The sequence below is a fragment of the Lysinibacillus sp. GW823-FHT02G10 genome (assembly GCF_058797135.1).
On record NZ_JBXAJI010000001.1, the window covers coordinates 77,839 to 98,231 of the forward strand.

18 protein-coding genes are annotated in these 20,393 nt (G+C 38.5%); all 18 read left to right on the forward strand.

What is annotated here, in order from left to right:
* Positions 1 to 83: 83 nt before the first annotated feature.
* The 18 genes from pyrH (at position 84) to rpsO (ending at position 20,334) form a co-directional block, all read left to right on the forward strand.
* Positions 84 to 809 (forward strand): UMP kinase, encoded by a 726-nt coding sequence (gene pyrH / locus AC1RFD_RS00400; protein ID WP_004269260.1) that lies wholly within the window; start codon positions 84 to 86, stop codon positions 807 to 809.
* Positions 809 to 1,366, forward strand: a complete 558-nt coding sequence (frr, locus tag AC1RFD_RS00405; protein WP_269898922.1) for a ribosome recycling factor — start codon at positions 809 to 811, stop codon at positions 1,364 to 1,366. Before pyrH ends, frr begins: the two co-directional genes overlap by 1 nt.
* 309 nt (positions 1,367 to 1,675) lie before the next feature.
* Complete coding sequence (uppS, locus tag AC1RFD_RS00410) at positions 1,676 to 2,470, forward strand: undecaprenyl pyrophosphate synthase (RefSeq protein WP_004269258.1); 795 nt, start codon at positions 1,676 to 1,678, stop codon at positions 2,468 to 2,470.
* Positions 2,467 to 3,267, forward strand: a complete 801-nt coding sequence (locus tag AC1RFD_RS00415; protein ID WP_048391571.1) for a phosphatidate cytidylyltransferase — start codon at positions 2,467 to 2,469, stop codon at positions 3,265 to 3,267. The genes uppS and AC1RFD_RS00415 overlap by 4 nt, the downstream gene beginning before the upstream one ends.
* Positions 3,268 to 3,319: 52 nt before the next feature.
* Entirely contained in the window at positions 3,320 to 4,465 is a 1,146-nt protein-coding gene (gene dxr, locus AC1RFD_RS00420; RefSeq protein ID WP_004269256.1) for a 1-deoxy-D-xylulose-5-phosphate reductoisomerase, read from the forward strand.
* Positions 4,466 to 4,511: 46 nt separating this feature from the next.
* Complete coding sequence (gene rseP / locus AC1RFD_RS00425) at positions 4,512 to 5,774, forward strand: RIP metalloprotease RseP (RefSeq protein WP_048391568.1); 1,263 nt, start codon at positions 4,512 to 4,514, stop codon at positions 5,772 to 5,774.
* Positions 5,775 to 5,905: 131 nt separating this feature from the next.
* Entirely contained in the window at positions 5,906 to 7,612 is a 1,707-nt protein-coding gene (locus AC1RFD_RS00430) for a proline--tRNA ligase (RefSeq protein ID WP_048391566.1), read from the forward strand.
* Positions 7,613 to 7,880: 268 nt separating this feature from the next.
* A complete protein-coding gene (locus tag AC1RFD_RS00435; RefSeq protein ID WP_112117501.1) occupies positions 7,881 to 12,212 on the forward strand; it encodes a PolC-type DNA polymerase III in 4,332 nt (1,443 codons plus the stop codon).
* Positions 12,213 to 12,547: 335 nt separating this feature from the next.
* Complete coding sequence (gene rimP / locus AC1RFD_RS00440) at positions 12,548 to 13,024, forward strand: ribosome maturation factor RimP (protein ID WP_004269252.1); 477 nt, start codon at positions 12,548 to 12,550, stop codon at positions 13,022 to 13,024.
* Positions 13,025 to 13,048: 24 nt separating this feature from the next.
* Positions 13,049 to 14,188: a transcription termination factor NusA gene (gene nusA / locus AC1RFD_RS00445; RefSeq protein WP_048391564.1), complete on the forward strand. Its 1,140-nt coding sequence runs from the start codon at positions 13,049 to 13,051 to the stop codon at positions 14,186 to 14,188.
* A gap of 136 nt (positions 14,189 to 14,324) precedes the next feature.
* Entirely contained in the window at positions 14,325 to 14,603 is a 279-nt protein-coding gene (rnpM, locus tag AC1RFD_RS00450) for an RNase P modulator RnpM (RefSeq protein ID WP_004269250.1), read from the forward strand.
* On the forward strand, positions 14,600 to 14,908 hold the full coding sequence (locus AC1RFD_RS00455; RefSeq protein ID WP_004225011.1) for a YlxQ family RNA-binding protein: 309 nt from the start codon (positions 14,600 to 14,602) through the stop codon (positions 14,906 to 14,908). Before rnpM ends, AC1RFD_RS00455 begins: the two co-directional genes overlap by 4 nt.
* A 14-nt stretch (positions 14,909 to 14,922) precedes the next feature.
* Positions 14,923 to 17,205 (forward strand): translation initiation factor IF-2, encoded by a 2,283-nt coding sequence (gene infB, locus AC1RFD_RS00460; protein ID WP_048391561.1) that lies wholly within the window; start codon positions 14,923 to 14,925, stop codon positions 17,203 to 17,205.
* Positions 17,205 to 17,483: a DUF503 domain-containing protein gene (locus AC1RFD_RS00465; protein ID WP_008178987.1), complete on the forward strand. Its 279-nt coding sequence runs from the start codon at positions 17,205 to 17,207 to the stop codon at positions 17,481 to 17,483. Before infB ends, AC1RFD_RS00465 begins: the two co-directional genes overlap by 1 nt.
* Positions 17,484 to 17,561: 78 nt before the next feature.
* Complete coding sequence (gene rbfA, locus AC1RFD_RS00470; protein ID WP_004225003.1) at positions 17,562 to 17,903, forward strand: 30S ribosome-binding factor RbfA; 342 nt, start codon at positions 17,562 to 17,564, stop codon at positions 17,901 to 17,903.
* 115 nt (positions 17,904 to 18,018) lie between these two features.
* Positions 18,019 to 18,930 (forward strand): tRNA pseudouridine(55) synthase TruB, encoded by a 912-nt coding sequence (truB, locus tag AC1RFD_RS00475; RefSeq protein ID WP_004225000.1) that lies wholly within the window; start codon positions 18,019 to 18,021, stop codon positions 18,928 to 18,930.
* A gap of 12 nt (positions 18,931 to 18,942) precedes the next feature.
* Positions 18,943 to 19,890: a riboflavin biosynthesis protein RibF gene (gene ribF, locus AC1RFD_RS00480; protein WP_004224996.1), complete on the forward strand. Its 948-nt coding sequence runs from the start codon at positions 18,943 to 18,945 to the stop codon at positions 19,888 to 19,890.
* 174 nt (positions 19,891 to 20,064) lie between these two features.
* On the forward strand, positions 20,065 to 20,334 hold the full coding sequence (rpsO, locus tag AC1RFD_RS00485) for a 30S ribosomal protein S15 (RefSeq protein ID WP_004224992.1): 270 nt from the start codon (positions 20,065 to 20,067) through the stop codon (positions 20,332 to 20,334).
* Positions 20,335 to 20,393 lie beyond the last annotated feature (59 nt).

Sequence of the window (20,393 nt, forward strand, 5' to 3'; positions counted from 1 at the left end):
TCACAACTAGCAATTATTGTTAGATATACTATAATGGAAAAGGGAATAGGGATGTTTTAAATAAAGTCTTACGGAGGTTTACAATGAGTGTACCGCAATATAAACGAGTAGTTATTAAACTAAGTGGTGAAGCGTTAGCTGGAGAAGCGGGCTTCGGTTTATCACCAAAAATAATCAAGTCTGTTGCAGAAGAAGTAAAAGAAGTAGTAGATCTTGATGTAGAAGTTGCTGTTGTTGTAGGTGGCGGTAATATATGGCGTGGGAAAATAGGTAGTGAAATGGGAATGGATCGTGCTGCTGCGGACTACATGGGCATGCTGGCAACCGTAATGAACTCCCTAGCTTTACAAGATGCACTTGAAAAATTAGGCATTGAAACACGTGTTCAATCTTCTATTGTGATGACTCAAGTAGCGGAGCCATACATTCGTCGTAAAGCAGTTAGACATCTTGAGAAAAAGCGTGTCGTTATCTTTGCAGCAGGGACAGGTAATCCGTTCTTCTCTACTGATACGACTGCCGCATTACGAGCAGCAGAAATTGATGCTGATGCAATTTTAATGGCTAAAAACAATGTCGATGGCGTTTATTCAGCGGATCCTAAAGTGGATGAGACAGCCATTAAATATGATACACTCACATACTTAGACGTTATCCAACAAGGCTTACAAGTAATGGATTCAACGGCTTCAACTTTATGTATGGATAACGATATCCCGCTAATTGTTTTCTCAATTACGGAGCCGGGTAACATTAAACGTGCTGTACAAGGCGAAAAAATCGGAACAGTTGTTAGGAGGAATGTATAATGGCTAAACAAGTTTTAGAACAAGCTAAAGAAAAAATGAACAAAACAATCGTAGCTTTCTCACGCGAACTAGCATCTATTCGTGCAGGTCGTGCGAATGCATCTCTATTAGATCGTATTTCGGTTGATTACTATGGAGCAGCAACACCAATTAACCAACTTGCGGGTGTTTCTATACCTGAAGCTCGTTTATTAGTAATTACACCTTACGATAAATCTATTTTAGGTGATATTGAAAAAGCAATTATGAAATCAGATATTGGTATCACACCAACAAATGATGGTTCTGTCATTCGTCTTATGATTCCTGCTTTAACAGAAGAGCGTCGTAAGGATCTAGTAAAACAAGTGAAAAAAGAAGCGGAAGATGCAAAAATTGCTGTACGTAATGTTCGTCGTGATGCAAATGATGATTTGAAAAAACTTGAAAAAGCTGGCGAAATCACAGAAGACGATCTACGTGGCTATGGAGAAGATATTCAAAAGTTAACAGATGAATTCATTGTGAAAGTAGATCAAGTAGCGAAAGATAAAGAAAAAGAAATTTTAGAGGTGTAAATAAACCTTTTACACGTCTATGATGGAACTTTTTGATGAGATGAAGGCGTCCTATACTTAACAGGACGTCTTTTCTCTTTATTATTCATAGCCAAATTGCTTACTCAAATAGAGAGCATGTATGAATGTGAAAAGGTCATTAATGATACAATCATCATTATTTAACAAACTCATTCTTTAATATGTGTATAGTTCTAAAATAAGCTAGTACATACATAGTCAATTTAGAGGGAAAAAAAAGACAAAAGGCGCTTTTGTTTGTTATGATAGGTTAGTATACGTCCGATTAGTTGTAGTGGGGGAGTTAGCATGTTTAAAAAGCTATTAGGTAAACAAATAAATATGGATACACTATCATTGGAGGAGCGTGTGGCCCTAGCTAAAAGCGAGCCGATTCCTGCCCATGTAGCGATTATTATGGACGGAAATGGACGTTGGGCGAAGAAAAGAGCTATGCCACGTGTGGCTGGTCATCATGAAGGAATGAAGACGGTGCGTAAGGTGACGAGATTTGCATCAGACTTGGGTATTAAAGTCTTAACTGTCTATGCATTTTCCACTGAAAATTGGAAGAGACCAAAACCTGAGGTAGATTTTCTTATGCGGCTACCTGTTGAGTTTTTAGGTTCCTTTTTACCAGAAATGATGGAGCGTAATGTACGTGTCGAAATGATTGGAGACCCATCTTTATTACCTGCCCATACACAAAAAGCGTTGTATGAGGCAATGGAAGAAACGAAGCATAATACAGGGCTTATTTTAAATTTTGCACTGAATTATGGTAGTCGTTCTGAAATGGTCAATGCCATGAAAATGATGCTTCAAAAAGTGCAGGACGGTCAATTAACGATGCAAGACATAACAGAAGATTGCTTAACATCTCATTTAATGACGGCCCATTTACCTGAACCAGATCTTTTAATTCGTACAAGTGGTGAAGTGCGATTAAGTAACTTTATGCTATGGCAGCTCGCCTATACAGAATTTTGGTTTACAGATACATTGTGGCCAGATTTTAGTGAGGAAAACTTACTCGAAGCGGTGGAAAACTATCAGAAACGTAATCGCCGTTACGGTGGGTTGAAGGGAGAAGAAACAACTTGAAACAAAGAATTATTACCGCAATAATTGCAGCAGCACTTTTTATCCCATTCGTTATTTATGGAAAAGTACCATTTGCCTTACTTGTGCTAGCAATGGCTATTGTCGGTTTTTATGAAATACTTAAGATGAAAGGGATTTCCATCTTATCTGTGCCTGGCTTCTTAGGACTGATCACTTTAATTTTACTGGTTATCCCGAAAGACTGGAGTGAAAGGGTTGTAGAATTAATAGGCTATTCGTCTAATCTAATGGTAGTCTATGGTCTAATGATGCTACTTCTTATTTACGTGGTTTTAGTAAAAAATAAAATTACTTTTGACGAAGTTGGCTTTATTTTATTAGGCGCATTTTATGTGGGATTAGGATTCCATTATCTAATTGAAACTAGAAATGTTGGATTAGAGTATGTTGTCTATTGCTTATTAGTTGTTTGGACAACGGATTCAGGTGCATATTTTGTAGGTAGAAAATTAGGGAAAAATAAGTTATGGCCAGAAATTTCACCTAAGAAAACGATCGAAGGCTTTATAGGTGGAATAGTCATTGCTGTTATTTTTGCAGTAGGTATGCAACTCATTTACCCATTCGCAAATGGTTATATATCACTTGTTTTTGTAACGATTTTTGCCTCAATTATTGGTCAAATGGGCGATTTGGTAGAATCTGCTATTAAACGTCACTTTGATGTAAAAGATTCAGGCAATATTTTACCAGGGCATGGAGGAATTTTAGATCGCTTTGATAGTCTATTATTTGTCGTGCCTCTACTTCATTTTTTACATTTATTTGGTAATTGAAAAGACATTTTGCTAAATCATTTGCTTAGATAGAAAAAGGGGACAATTTGTTGTGAAAAAAATTAGTTTATTAGGTGCAACTGGTTCAATTGGTTGGCAAACCTACGATATCTTAAAAGAACAACGTGATGCTTTTCAATTAGTAGCTTTTTCATCAGGAAAGAACCTAGAGAAAACGCGAGAAATGATTGAAACATTAAAGCCCGAATTAGTTTCTGTGCAATTAGAAGAAGACGCACTAACACTAGCTAAAGAGTTTCCAAATATCCAATTTACGTTTGGAGCAAAAGGACTTGTAGAGGTCGCAACACATCCAGATTCGACTGTACTTGTCAATGCTGTGCTTGGAAGTGTAGGCCTTGAATCAACATTAGCAGCCATTCGTATGGGCAAAACGATTGCTATTGCTAATAAAGAAACGCTTGTAACTGCTGGTCATTTAGTGATGGCAGAGGCCAAAAAATACAAAGTAGCCATCTTGCCTGTAGATAGTGAGCACTCTGCCATCTTCCAATCGATGAATGGTGAGAATCCGAAAAATATCGAACGTTTGATTATTACCGCTTCTGGTGGTAGCTTCCGTGATAAAACACGAGAACAATTAAAACACGTGACGGTCGCAGATGCACTGAATCATCCAAACTGGTCTATGGGTGCAAAGATTACGATAGATTCCGCTACAATGATGAATAAGGGATTAGAAGTCATTGAAGCACATGTTTTATTTGATATGCCTTATGATAAAATAGATGTACTTTTGCATAGAGAAAGTATTATTCACTCTCTAGTTGAGTATCATGATACTAGTGTTATTGCTCAGCTAGGTACACCCGATATGCGTGTGCCAATCCAATATGCTTTAAGCTACCCAGACCGTATACCATTACAAAATGGTCAGCGACTAAATTTAGCGCAAATTGGTCAACTACATTTTCAAGAGATGGACTTTGAGCGATACCCTGCTTTGCGTTTAGCGTATGAGGCTGGTCGTATGGGTGGTACGATTCTGACAGCAATGAATGCAGCAAACGAAGCGGCAGTTGCAGCCTTTTTACAAGGGAAAATCACATTCCTTGAAATTGATGAGACGATTGAACGTGTGATGCAGGCACACCAAAACATTGCAGTACCAGATTTACAAACCATATTACATGTGGATAGTGAGACAAGAAAAATAGTGTTAGACATGGTAAAATAACGAAAGCACTGTATCGTTAACTAATCGCTATTAAAGGTGGGGTATTATGCAAACAGCCATTGCATTTATATTAATATTTGGTATGCTCGTCTTCTTCCATGAACTTGGACATTTCTTATTCGCCAAACGTGCAGGTATCTTAGTACGTGAATTTGCGATCGGAATGGGTCCCAAAATTTATGGAAAAACGCATGGTGAAACAATGTATACTATTCGATTATTACCAATCGGGGGATACGTACGTATGGCCGGCGAGGATATGGATGGCACGGAATTACAGCCAGGCTACCGAATAGGGCTTATTGTGAATGAAGATAATATTGTTAAAAAAATTATTTTCAATCAAAATAATAAGCAGTTACCAGATTTATTATTTTTAGAAGTTGAACGCGCCGATTTAGAGAAGGAGTTATTTGTAGAGGGTTATGATGAAGAAGAACGTCTAGTTCGTTATCAAGTAGCTAGAGACTGTGTGCTTGTGGAAAATGGTCGTGAACTTGTCATTGCGCCACAGGATCGTCAATTTAATGCAAAGACAGTTGGTCAACGAGCAATGACTATCTTTGCAGGCCCTTTGTTTAACTTTATTCTCGCGTTTGTGATTTATTTAGTGATTGGATTGATCCATGGTGTACCAACATACGAGCCAATTATCACAGAAGTAGTAGAGAATGATCCAGCTGCACAGGCAGGGATGCTGGCAGGAGATAGAGTAACAGCTATTAACGGACAAGCAGTTGAAAAATGGCAAGATTTAGCTGCAATCGTTCAAGATCATCCAAACGAAGATATTGCTGTGACAGTTGAACGAAATGGACAATCAGTGAACTTAAATATGACTGTTAAGGAAATCCAGCAGGATGGCGAGAAATATGGTCAAATAGGTGTACGCTATGAGAGTCCCAGAGAATTTAACCCATTAAAGGCAGTTGTTTATGGAGCTCAAGAAACCTATAATATGACAGTGAAAATATTTGAACTATTAGGTATGCTAATTACTGGTAAGTTCACAATAGACGCACTTTCAGGTCCTGTAGGTATTTATAAAGCAACAGAGCAAGTTGCCCAGTATGGTATTATGAACCTAATGAATTGGGCAGCAATGCTAAGTATTAACTTAGGAATTATGAACCTACTTCCATTACCAGCACTTGACGGAGGCCGTTTATTATTCTTTGGCTTTGAAGCTTTACGTGGTAAACCAATTGACCGTCAAAAAGAAGGTATTGTACATTTTGTAGGAATCGTCCTACTCATGATTCTAATGGTGGTTGTTACATGGAACGATATACAAAGATTTTTCTTTTAATTCATTTACAGTTAAATGAAATTTGATTTCCTAGCTTTGAGCGCAATTTCGATGAAACATTGCGCTCAAAGCTAAATTTGTTTATGCTATTGAGAGTATAAACTTATCTATTGAAAAAGGTGGAACACTGAATGAAGCAAAGTAAAACATTTATCCCAACGTTACGTGAAGTACCTGCTGATGCTGAGGTAAAGTCACATAAGCAATTACTACGTGCAGGGTTTATTCGTCAAAATACAAGTGGGGTATACTCGTATTTACCGCTTGCAAAACGTGTGCTAACAAAAATTGAAACAATTATCCGAGAAGAAATGGAAGCTATCAACTCCATTGAGCTACTAATGCCATCTCTACAATCTGCTGAGCTATGGCAGGAATCAGGTCGCTGGGAAAAATACGGACCTGAATTAATGCGCTTAAAAGACCGACATGACCGTGATTTTGCATTAGGGCCAACACATGAAGAAGTCATTACAACTTTAGTCCGTGATGAAATTAAATCATATAAAAAATTACCGCTAACATTGTATCAAATTCAAACCAAATTCCGTGATGAAAAACGTCCTCGCTTTGGCTTACTACGAGGAAGAGAATTTATCATGAAAGATGCTTATTCTTTCCATGCGTCACGTGAAAGTTTAGATGAAACATATGAAGATATGTATCGTGCTTATTCTAATATTTTCTCCCGTCTCGGCTTAAACTACCGTGCTGTTATTGCAGATGCAGGTTCGATTGGCGGTAAAGGAACACATGAATTTATGGTCCTTTCTGAAATTGGGGAAGATACAATTGCGTACTCAGATACTTCTGATTATGCAGCAAATATCGAAATGGCTGAAGTAATTGTTGACTATCAACCATCTGATGAAGCTCTAAAAGATGTAGAAAAAGTAGCAACTCCAGAGCAAAAAACAATTGAAGATGTTTCAGCATTCTTAAAAGTAGAACCTGCTAATGTCATCAAATCTCTAGTTTTTGATGTAGATGGAGAGCTTGTAGTAGTGCTTTCACGTGGGGATCATGAAATTAATGATATCAAATTGAAAAATGCACTTGATGCAGGGTCTGTGGAACTTGCAAGTGAAGCAGCGATTCAAGAATTATTAGGTTGTGGCGTTGGCTCAATTGGTCCAGTGAAATTACCGGTAGACGTAAAAGTAGTAGCAGACCATGCTATTAAATCTATCCGTAATGGTATTGCAGGTGCCAACGAAGATGGATTCCATTTAGTCAATGTTAACCCTGAGCGTGATTTTGCAGTTAATGACTATTTAGATATTCGTTTTATTCAAGAGGGAGATCCTTCTCCTGATGGACAAGGTAACATTAAGTTTGCAGAAGGTATCGAGGTTGGTCATATTTTTAAATTAGGTACTACATACTCTGCTAAAATGAATGGTACTTTCTTAGATGAGCAAGGTAAGGCTCAACCATTTATTATGGGGTGCTATGGTATTGGTGTTTCTCGTATTCTAGCTGCTGTAGCGGAGCACTTCCAAGATGACAATGGCTTTACATGGCCAACACAATTAGCGCCATATGATATTCATGTTGTGCCAGTAAACACAAAAGATGAGGCACAAGTGACATTAGCGGAGGAGCTTTATGGCTTATTAAAATCATACCGTTATGATGTGTTACTAGATGATCGTCCTGAACGAGCGGGTGTAAAATTCGCTGATGCTGATTTAATTGGCTTACCTGTTCGAGTAACTGTTGGTAAAAAAGCAACAGAAGGTATTGTAGAAGTGAAATTCCGTCAAACGGGTGAAACATTTGAATGGAAAAAAGAAGAAGTAATTGATCGTCTGAATGAATTTTTCCGTAAAAATTAATGACGAGCTAAAAATTGGTGATAATTAGAATTTGATGCTTTTAATAGAGGCTTTCGTATAATTTTGATAAGATAGATATAAATAATTCGCGACACTTCTGCGGGACAGTGAGCCAAGCAAGCAACAACAGATGGTAAAATATCTGTTAAACTTGAAGAGCGCCCGCAGTGTGGGAGCGAATTTTTTTCTTGAATTCATCATGCGTTTGAGACGAATTAGAACATGAGGCTAAAGAAATTGCCTCTTTCTGAAAGTAGGTGTCATTAGATTGGAACAGCAACAAGAGGCAAGAATGAGACTTCGAATGCTCTTGCAACAACTAGAGTTAACAGATGATGTATATATGTCATTTTTTGAGGAAGGTGAACTATCACGCCTGACAGTTCATAAAAAGGATAGACTTTGGCATTTCACAATTAAGTTAAAGGATATATTACCGTTTCCGTTATATCAGCTTTTCCGTACGCATTTGACAGAGAAATTTTCAACGATAGCACAAGTTAATACGACATTTGAAACATTAGAAAAAAATGTCACAGAGGAACTGGTGCAAGCGTACTGGCTAAATGTTGTGGAACAAATTGATGAGATGGCTCCAACGCTTAAAAATTGTCTCATCACTCAAATACCAACATGGAACGGCCAAAAAATGACTTTATCCTGTATGCAGGAAATGGAATTTATGATGCTCAAAACGAAGTATGCGGACAAACTAGCAGAAAGCTATGGTCAATTTGGTTTCCCTCGTATGGCAATCGACTTTGTGCTACAAGAAGAAACGGAAGAAATGATAGCGGCACAGGAAGCATTTATGGAGCAGAAACGTCTGGAAGAAGTGGCTCTGGCACAGCAAGCGATGCAAGATTTCCAAAAGCGTGAGCAAGAGAAGAAAGACAATCCGGCACTGGCCAACCTTGGCGACCGTCCATTCCAACTTGGGATGCATATTAAAGATGATGAAATCATGGAAATTAAACGGATTGTTGAAGAAGAACGCCGTGTTATTATTGAAGGATTTGTCTTTGATACGGAAATAAAAGAATTAAAAAGTGGACGCTCCTTATTACAAATCAAAATTACCGACTATACAGATTCCATCATTGTTAAAATGTTTTCTCGTGACAATGATGATGCTGAATTAATGCAACATCTGAAAAAGGGCATGTGGGTTAAAGTTCGAGGCTCTGTGCAAACTGATACGTTTATTCGTGATTTAATCGTTATGGCGAATGATATTAATGAAATCAAAAAAGAAACACGACAAGATTTAGCACCAGAGGGTGAAAAGCGTGTTGAGTTACATTTGCATACACCAATGAGCCAAATGGACGCTGTTACACCTGTTGATCGGCTTGTTGCTCAAGCTGCAAAGTGGGGGCATCCAGCAATAGCTATTACAGATCATGCGGTGGTGCAATCTTTCCCTGAAGCATATGCAGCGGGCAAAAAACATGGCATTAAGATTATTTATGGTCTGGAAGCAAATTTAGTTGATGATGGTGTACCAATTGCCTATGCTCCAGAGCATCGTTTATTGGCAGACACAACGTATGTTGTTTTTGACGTAGAAACGACAGGGCTATCAACTGCATATGATACCATTATTGAATTGGCTGCAGTTAAAATTAAAGATGGACAAGTTATTGATAAATATGAAAGTTTTGCAAATCCACATCATCCACTTTCGGCTACTACCATTGAATTAACAGGTATTACGGATGATATGGTTCGAAATGCACCAGAGGTAGAGCAGGTCATTAAAGAATTTCATGCCTTTATTGGAGATGCAATCGTTGTCGCTCATAACGCATCATTTGATATTGGCTTCCTATATACAGGCTATAAAAAATTTGGTCTTGAAGACACAGTCCATCCTGTCATTGATACATTAGAGCTAGCAAGATTGCTTTATCCTACAATGAAAAACCATCGCTTGAATACACTGTGTAAAAAATTCAATATTGAATTAACACAGCATCACCGAGCAATTTATGATACAGAGGCGACAGGATTTCTACTGCTGCAGCTATTAAAGGATGCTGATGAGCTAGCTATTAAATACCATGATGACTTCAATAAGCATATTGGTGGTGGGGATGCTTATAAAAAAGGTAGACCTATGCATTGTACAATTTTAGCAGTTGATAATGCAGGCTTAAAAAACTTATTTAAAATCGTCTCACACTCTCATACAAAAACATTCTATCGTGTTCCTCGGGTGACACGTGCTGTGCTTGAACAATATCGTGAGGGTTTATTAGTTGGATCAGGTTGCAGTAATGGTGAAGTATTCGAAACAATGATGAATAAGTCTCCAGAGGAAGCAGAGAAAGTTGCTCGTTTTTATGATTATATTGAGGTGCAACCGAAGGCAGTATATGCACCATTAATCGAACGCAATGTTGTACGTGATGAATGGACATTAGAAGATATTATCCGTAAACTTGTTAAACTCGGGAAGAAGCTAGATAAACCTGTTGTTGCAACTGGAAATGTTCATTATTTAGATCCGACAGATGGGATGTTTAGGCAAATACTTATTGGTTCACAAGGTGGAGCAAACATTTTAAATCGTTCTAAGCTGCCAGAAGTCCATTTTAGAACAACTGATGAAATGCTGAAAGAATTTGATTTTTTAGGACCGGACCTTGCAAAAGAAGTGGTTGTGACGAATGCTCAAAAAGTAGCAGCAAGTATTGGGGACGTTAAACCGATTAAGGATGACCTATATACACCAAAAATTGAGGGCTCCGATGATGAAGTAACCAATTTAACTTATGAAATGGCCCATCGTATTTATGGTGAGGAGTTACCGGAAATTGTGAAAGCTCGAATTGAAAAAGAGTTAAAATCGATTTTGGGACACGGTTTTGGTGTAATTTATTTAATTTCTGCCAAGCTAGTGAAAAAATCATTAGCTGATGGCTATTTGGTAGGGTCACGTGGTTCGGTGGGTTCCTCATTAGTAGCCACTTTTATGGAAATCACAGAGGTTAACCCATTACCGCCTCACTATATTTGTCCTAGTTGTAAACATTCCGAGTTTTTCGATGATGGATCTGTCAGCTCAGGCTTTGATTTACCAAATAAAGACTGTACGGAATGTGGAACACCTTATAAAAAAGATGGACAAGACATACCATTTGAAACCTTCCTTGGATTCAAAGGTGATAAGGTACCAGATATCGATTTAAATTTTTCGGGTGAATATCAGCCTCAAGCGCACAACTATACAAAGGTGCTATTTGGTGAGGATTATGTATTCCGTGCTGGAACAATCGGTACAGTTGCGGAGAAAACAGCATATGGCTATGTGAAAGGCTATGCAAATGATCATAATTTACATTTTCGTGGAGCAGAAGTTGATCGTTTAGTTCAAGGCTGTACAGGAGTAAAACGTACAACTGGGCAACACCCTGGAGGAATTATTGTTGTTCCAGATTATATGGACATTTATGATTTTTCTCCAGTGCAATTCCCTGCAGATGCACAGGATGCAGAATGGCGTACAACCCATTTTGATTTCCACTCTATTCATGACAATATTTTAAAGCTAGATATACTTGGACACGATGATCCAACGGTGATCAGAATGTTACAGGATTTATCGGGAATCGATCCTAAAACAATTCCGACCGATGATCCTGTCGTCATGAAAATTTTTAGTTCTCCTGAATCTTTAGGTGTTACAGAAAAGCAAATTGGCTGTAAGACAGGGACACTAGGTATACCAGAATTCGGTACGCGTTTTGTACGTCAAATGCTAGAAGATACGAAGCCTTCGACATTCTCGGAACTTGTACAAATTTCTGGACTTTCCCATGGAACAGACGTATGGCTAGGGAATGCACAAGAATTAATTCAAAACGGTACATGTGTGCTAAAAGAAGTAATTGGTTGTCGTGATGACATTATGGTGTATTTAATTTATCAAGGTCTAGAGCCGTCACTAGCCTTCAAAATTATGGAATCTGTTCGTAAAGGGAAGGGATTATCAGAAGAATTTGAAGCCGAGATGCTCGCCAATAAAGTACCAGGTTGGTATATTGAATCTTGTAAAAAGATAAAATACATGTTCCCGAAAGCCCATGCCGCAGCATACGTGCTAATGGCAGTACGAATTGCCTGGTTCAAGGTACATTTTCCAATCCTTTATTATGCAGCGTATTTCACAGTTCGAGCAGATGATTTTGATTTAATTGCAATGGTGCAAGGATCGCAAATGATTCGAGCACGGATTGATGAAATCAATATGAAAGGCTTAGATGCATCCACTAAAGAGAAAAACTTATTAACGGTGCTGGAGCTTGCATTGGAAATGTGTGAGCGAGGTATGAGTTTCCAAAAGGTTGACCTATATCGTTCCCAAGCTAGTGAGTTTGTCATTGATGGCAATTCACTAATCCCTCCGTTCGATGCAATTCCGGGTCTTGGAACCAACGTGGCGAAAACGATCGTAGCTGCTCGTGAAGAGGGAGAGTTTTTATCCAAGGAAGATTTACAGCAACGTGGTCGTGTTTCCAAAACGCTTATCGAATACATGGACCAGCTTGGTTGTTTAGAAGGCATGCCTGATGCTAATCAGTTATCGCTATTCTAGTATTACAATTGTTTTGCATGGAAAGGTCACAATGTAAATTCAAATTCCTGACACAATATGGTTATCTATAATGAAGGAAATTTGCATTGTGTCGAGAACTGTGCTATTCTAATGGTAATAATTTGTTGATATTTTTCCAGCAAAAGAGTGGGGCATACCCGCTCTTTTCTGTTGTTTAACCGTAGCAAAACAAATTTTGACTAACAGCAGGTAAGACCGTAAAATTTCACCAAAGCAACTGGTGGAATTTCTGTTTTATTATGGTTCATTACTGCGTTAACCTGATAGTGATGAACAATTCATACGCTAGAATTTGATAAATACAGGAGGAAATAATGAGCAAAGTACCATCTTTAATTGAAGAGCTCGCTAAACCAATTGTGGATGAGTTAAATCTTGAGCTAGTGGATATTGAGTTCGTAAAAGAAGGACGAAACTGGTTTTTACGTGTCTATGTTGATACACCTGAGGGTGGAATTGACATAGATCAATGTGCTCAAGTGAGTGAACGACTAAGCTTGTTATTGGATGAAAAAGATCCAATTACACAAAACTATTATTTAGAAGTTTCTTCGCCTGGAGCGGAACGTCCATTAAAAAAAGATACGGATTTTGTCAAAGCAGTTGGCAAGTTTATTTATGTAAAAACCTATGAGCCCATCAAGGACATGAAGGAATTCCAAGGCTACTTAACGTCATACGATGAACATACATTAGTGATGGAAGTGCGTATTAAAACACGTAAAATAACAGTAACAATTGAACAAGAAAAAATCGCATTGGCACGACTTGCCATCGATTTTTCTGCATAAAGCATATTTAGGAGTGAAAACAAAATGAGTAGTGATTTGTTAGATGCGCTGAATGCGCTAGAAGAACAAAAAGGAATTTCAAGAGATGTGTTAATCGAAGCCATTGAAGCGGCATTAGTTACAGCTTACAAACGCAACTTTAACCAAGCACAAAATGTTCGAGTAGACTTAAATTTAGATAAGGGCTCAATTCGTGTATTTTCACGTAAAGATGTTGTGGAAGAGGTAGAAGATGATCGTTTGCAAATTTCTTTAGAAGATGCAAAAGTCATTAATCCAGCCTATCAGCTAGAGGATATCGTGGAGCAGGAAGTAACACCACGTAACTTTGGACGCATTGCTGCACAAACAGCAAAGCAAGTAGTTACACAACGCGTACGTGAAGCGGAACGAGGTTTAATTTATGAGCAGTACGTAGACCGTGAAGATGATATCGTAACTGGCGTTGTTGAACGTTTAGATGCTCGTAATATCTATGTAGGTTTAGGGAAAGTAGAAGCAGCATTGCCTGTTAATGAACAAATCCAAGGTGAATCTTATCATCCACATGATCGTATTAAAGTGTATATTACAAAAGTGGAACGTACAACTCGTGGACCTCAAGTGATTGTGTCTCGTACACATCCTGGTTTATTACGTCGATTATTTGAGATGGAAGTACCTGAAATTTATGAGGGTATTGTAGAGATTAAATCAATTGCACGTGAAGCTGGAGATCGCTCTAAAATTTCTGTTTTCGCTCATAATGAGGAAGTGGATCCAGTTGGTTCATGTGTTGGGGCAAAGGGAGCTCGTGTACAAACAATTGTCAATGAACTAAATGGTGAAAAAATTGATATCGTAGAATGGTCTGAAGACCCAGTTGTATTTGTAGCTAATGCATTAAGCCCATCAAAAGTATTAGATGTACAAGTGAATGAAGAAGAAAAGTCGACAACAGTCGTTGTACCAGACTATCAATTATCTCTAGCTATCGGTAAACGTGGGCAAAATGCTCGTCTAGCAGCGAAGCTTACTGGCTGGAAAATTGATATTAAGAGTGAGACTGATGCCCGTGAATTAGGTATTTATCCTTCGGCTACAAGCACTTTCATCCCTGCTCATGATGAAGAAAGTGATTTTGATGATGTAGCAGTTGACTTATATCAAGACGACGAAGAATAAGTAAGAAAGCCCGTGTGACAAGTTAGCTGACAGTATTCAGTGGGCCCCCTACGCCGACTGAATACTGTCAGAGCGTCAAGTAGAGCATGACTTGTCCACCTCTTACGACAAGCTTCAGAGAGGAATGGTGATTCTTATGGCTGTAAACAAAAAAGTACCTCTTCGTAAATGTGTAGCAACTGGAGAAATGCTACCAAAGAAAGAGATGATACGTGTTGTTCGTTCGAAAGAGGGCGAAGTAAGTGTAGATGTCTCCGGGAAAAAGCCTGGGCGTGGTGCCTATGTCTCTAAATCAGAGCAGGCAGTTGACCTCGCGCGTAAGAAAAATGTATTAGGGCACCAACTTGATGTGAAAATTCCTGAAGAAATATACGAGGAACTTATTTTGCTGATTCGTAGGGAGTCAATTTTATGATAAATCAAGCAATATTTAATTTGCTTGGAATCGCAGCAAGAGCACGTAAGGTGATTTCAGGAGAAGAGTTAGTAGTAAAGGAAGTCCGCAATGGCAATGCTAAACTAGTACTGCTTGCAAACGATGCTTCTAAAAACTCTAGTAAAAAAATTCAAGATAAGTGCACGTACTACAACGTTGAGTATCATGTAATTGGAGATCGATATGATCTAGGACATGCTACAGGTAAGGAGGCCCGTGTGGCTTTAGCTATTACCGATAAAGGTTTTGCAAGTAAATTGTCTAGTCTACTCAACGAAAACTAATCGGGGGTGAGCAGATGACCAAAATCAGAGTTCATGAATATGCGAAGCAAGTGAATAAAACGAGTAAAGAGGTTATTGAAGCACTAAGTAAATTAAATGTGAGTGTAACAAACCATATGTCTATGTTGGAAAAAGACGCTGTGGCAAAGTTAAATCAAACATTTAAAGCAACACCTGAGAAAAATGTAGCAAAACAATCAACTCAAAACATGGCACAAAAACCTCAATCAAATGGCCAGCAAAAACCACAGCATTCGGTGAAAAAGCAAGAAGGACAAAGGCAGCAATCTGCTACTTCTAAGCCAAAAGTAAACAATCAGCAACATGCACAGCAAAACTCAAATTCGTCTAACGAAAAATCTAAGAATACAAAAGGTAATCAAAATAGAAATATGACACAAAATAATAATAATAACAATAATAATCGTAGAGGTGGCGGTGGTTACAACCAACGTCCAAAACCAGGGATTCATGGAGGCAAACGTCGCCATCCAAAAACGCATCAACCATCAATTCCAGTGAAACAAAAGGAACTTCCAGAAAAAATTACTTTTGTTGAATCATTATCAGTTGCAGAATTAGCAAAAAAATTACACCGTGAGCCATCTGAAATCATTAAAAAATTATTCATGCTTGGCGTAATGGCAACAATTAACCAAGAATTAGATAAGGATGCAATTGAATTAATTTGCGCAGACTACGGTGTAGAAGTGGAAGAAGAAATTCGTGTAGATATTACGGATTTAGAAACACACTTCGAGCAAACAGAAGAAGTAAACGAGGCAGATTTATCAGAACGTCCGCCAGTTGTAACAATTATGGGTCACGTTGACCATGGTAAAACAACTTTATTAGACTCTATTCGCCATACAAAAGTAACAGCAGGAGAAGCTGGTGGTATTACACAACATATTGGTGCATACCAAGTTACAGAAGGCGACAAGAAAATTACATTCCTTGATACACCAGGACATGCGGCTTTCACAACAATGCGTGCGCGTGGTGCAAAAGTAACGGATTTAACAATTTTAGTTGTAGCTGCTGATGATGGTGTTATGCCACAAACAGTAGAAGCGATCAATCATGCCAAGGCTGCTGAAGTACCAATAATTGTGGCTGTGAATAAAATGGATAAACCATCGGCAAATCCAGATCGTGTGATGCAAGAATTAACAGAACATGGCTTAGTTCCTGAAGCATGGGGTGGAGATACAATTTTCGTTCCAATTTCAGCTTTAAAAGGTGAAGGCATTGATACATTGTTAGAGATGATTTTACTTGTAGCTGAAGTAGGCGAGCTTAAAGCAAATCCAGAACGTTTAGCACTTGGAACAGTAATCGAAGCTCAGCTTGATAAAGGTCGTGGCTCTGTTGCTACGCTTTTAGTACAAGATGGAACATTAAAAGTAGGTGACCCAATCGTTGTAGGTCATACGTATGGTCGTGTACGTGCGATGGTAAATGACAAAGGTCGTCGAGTAAAAGAAGCTGGCCCATCAACTCCAGTTGAAATTACAGGTTTAAATGATGTACCTCAAGCAGGTGACCGTTTCGTTGTCTTTGAAGACGAGAAAACAGCACGTCAAGTTGGAGAAACAAGAGCAATGTCAGCGATTCAAGCACAACGTTCAGAAAAACAACGTGTAACGCTTGATAACTTATTTGAACAAATGAGCCAAGGCGAAATGAAAGAGCTCAACTTAATTGTGAAAGCTGACGTTCAAGGTACTGTTGAAGCTATGGCAGCCTCCCTAATGAAAATTGATGTGGAAGGCGTAAATGTGAAAATTATTCATACAGGTGCTGGAGCTATTACCGAATCTGATATTTCTCTTGCAGCAGCTTCTAATGCCATCGTTATTGGATTTAATGTACGTCCGGATGTTAACGCAAAACGTGCAGCAGAAGAAGAGGGTGTAGATATTCGCTTACACCGCATTATCTATAAAGTAATTGAAGAAATTGAACAAGCAATGAAAGGTATGCTTGATCCTGAATTTGAAGAAAAAATTATTGGTCAAGCAGAAGTTCGTCAAACAATTAAAGTATCAAAAGTTGGTACAATTGCTGGTTCATATGTAACAGAAGGAAAGGTAACACGTGATTCAGGTGTACGTGTGATCCGTGATAACGTCGTTATTTTTGAAGGTGAGCTAGATACGCTTAAACGCTTCAAAGATGAAGTAAAAGAAGTGGCAAAAGGATACGAATGTGGTATTACGATTACAAACTTCAATGATATTAAAGAAGGCGACATTATTGAAGCCTATATTATGGAAGAGGTTAAACGCGCCTAATGATCGTGTATGCAGAGGTTGAATTTATCATTCAAACTGCCCATTCGTTAAAGGAAAAGCGTGCTGTCTTACAGCGTATGATTACCCGCACAAAGCAGAAATTTAACGTTTCTATTGCGGAAATTGACCATCAAAATGTATGGCAGCGTACGAAATTAGCACTTGTTGCTGTTTCTTCGTCCAAAGAAGCAGCTGAACGAGAAATTAATCACGCGCTCCACTATTTAGAGTCAAATCCGTCATGGGAACAGCTTAATGTGTGGCGAGATTATTTATAAGTAGTAGTAGATAGTTGTCTAGCTTACGAAGGCATGGAACACACAACTATCTGTACATCGAAATAGAGGTGACAAATTATGTCTCTACGTTCAAACCGTGTTGCCGAGCAAATGAAAAAGGAGCTTGGTGATATTCTTGGCCGTAAAATAAAAGATCCGCGTGTTGGTTTTGTGACTGTTACAGGTGTTGAAGTAACGGGTGATTTACAGCAAGCGACAATCTATATTACATCTTTAGGCAACGAACGTGAACGAGAGGAAACGCTTAAAGCTTTAGTAAAAGCTTCGGGCTTCATTCGCTCTGAAATCGGATCACGCATTCGTCTACGACGTACACCAGAATTAATCTTTGAATTTGATTCATCGATTGAATATGGGAACCGTATTGATTCATTGTTAAGAGATTTACACAAAGAATAAGCTAAAAAAGTCTGCCACATGCATGTTTATGCAGGCAGACTTTTTAGCTTCATGGAAAAAGTTATATTGCCAATGAATAAATAAATGATAGAGTAAGCAGTTTGGGAGGAGCTATATGAACGGTATTTTACCGCTTTGGAAAGAAAGAGGCATGACAAGCCATGATTGTGTCTTTAAATTACGCAAAATTTTGCGGACAAAAAAAGTTGGGCATACAGGTACACTGGATCCAGGTGTTGAGGGCGTACTACCAATTTGTATTGGCCAAGCAACTCGAATAGCAGAATATTTAACTGACGCAGGGAAAACCTATGAAGCAATCATTTCAATCGGTCGTACCACGACAACCGAGGATGCAGAAGGTGAAACCGTTGAAGAAGATCTTACGATAAAAAAATTTTCTCGTGAGCAGTTGTTAGAGGTTTTAGCTTCATTGACTGGAGTTATTGAACAAACACCACCCATGTTTTCAGCAGTAAAAGTTAATGGGAAGCGCCTCTATGAATATGCGCGAAAAGGTGAAAGTGTTGAAAGACCAACTCGCCAAGTAACAATTTATAATTTAGAGCTACTTGATGAGCTAGCACATTATGAGGGACAAGAAATCACATTTCCAGTACGTATCGCCTGTAGTAAAGGGACATATATTCGAACACTAGCTGTGCAAATTGGTGAGGCGCTTGGCTATCCAGCACATATGAAGGAGCTTGTACGTACTGCTTCTGGTACTTTTACACAGGATAACTGTTTTACGTTAGCACAGGTTGCTGAGCTAATGGAGACTGAGCAAGTAGCTTCCTGCATTTTACCTGTCGAGTATGCATTAGCAGACTATCCATATATTGAGATTACGAATGCCAATGAAAAAGAAATTTTCAATGGACAAGTGCTTCCAGCAGATGCATTATTAAATAGTCATGATAAAATTGTGTATGGAATCAATGGAAAGGCAGTTGCGGTTTATCAAGCTCACCCAACAAAGGATGGTTTGATGAAGCCACATAAGATGTTTCCGACGATAGAGTAGGAGGATTTTTCAATGGAGGTCATTCATTTAAAATACCCACATCAATTACAGCAACGAGAAAGCATGCAGCCGTATTCATTAGCTCTTGGCTTTTTCGATGGTGTACATAGAGGGCATCAAGCAGTTATCAAGGCAGCTAAGGAAGAGGGCAACAAGCGACAAATTCCAACTGCAGTGATGACATTCGATCCACATCCTTCATTAGTCCTTGGTGGACGTAACGAAAAGGTTTTTTATATTACACTCTTACAACAGAAATTACAGCTGTTTGAAGAACAGGGTGTGGATACGGTATTCGTTGTCCACTTCACTTCAGATTTTGCCAAACTTTCACCAGCGGCATTTATTGATACATTTATCCGTGGATTAAATATTCAGCATGTGACAGCTGGCTTCGATTATTCGTTTGGAGCATTTGGTAAGGGAACAATGGAAGATATGCGTTTATTAAGTAATGGTGATTATGGCGTTACAATTGTTGAGAAGAAAACAGATGATGTTGAGAAAATCAGCTCTACCCGTATACGCAAGCTATTACAAGAAGGCGATATGGAAGAAGCAACAGTTTTATTAGGGAGACCGTTTGAAATCAATGGGATTGTTGTCCATGGTGATAAACGTGGTCGTACTATTGGTTTCCCTACTGCAAATGTCCAAGCATTAGAAGGAACGTTTATTCCAGCTAGTGGTGTTTATGCTGTTCGTCTGCTTGTACAAAATAACTGGTATGATGGTGTTTGCAACGTGGGCTATAAGCCAACTTTCAAAGATCCAAATGATAAGCAATTATCGATTGAAGTCCATATTTTAAACTTTGATAAAAATATCTACGGTGAAGAAGTACATGTGGCATGGTATAAACGTATACGAAGTGAACGGAAATTCGATGGTATTGAGGCCTTGAAAACACAAATTGAAAAGGATAAACAAGAAGCAATCCGTTACTTTAACCAGCTATAAGAAGTACTTCATTACAGTAGTCACATTAGCCAAGTCGACGTTTTACTTGCTTGACTATGTGATTTATGGTAATATTCATAAGTGCATAAATGCTTAACCTTAGCTCGGTATATCGATGACTCCAACGTTTACTGTGCTAATGGGGATTAATTATAATTTAGGAGGTCCATACAAATGGCTATTACAAAAGAACGTAAAAACGAAATTATCGCTGAGTACCGTACTCACGAAAGTGACACTGGTTCACCAGAAGTACAAGTTGCAGTATTAACAGAGGAAATCAATGCTCTAAATACTCACTTACGTACTCACAAAAAAGATTTCCACTCTGAGCGTGGTCTTCTTAAAATGGTAGGTCGTCGTCGTCACTTATTAAAATACCTTCGTGAAACAGACGTACAACGTTACCGTGAATTAATCAACCGTTTAGGCTTACGTCGCTAATTAATAGCAAAAGTAATCCTATATTAGACTGTAGACAAACTGATGTTTGTCTACAGTCT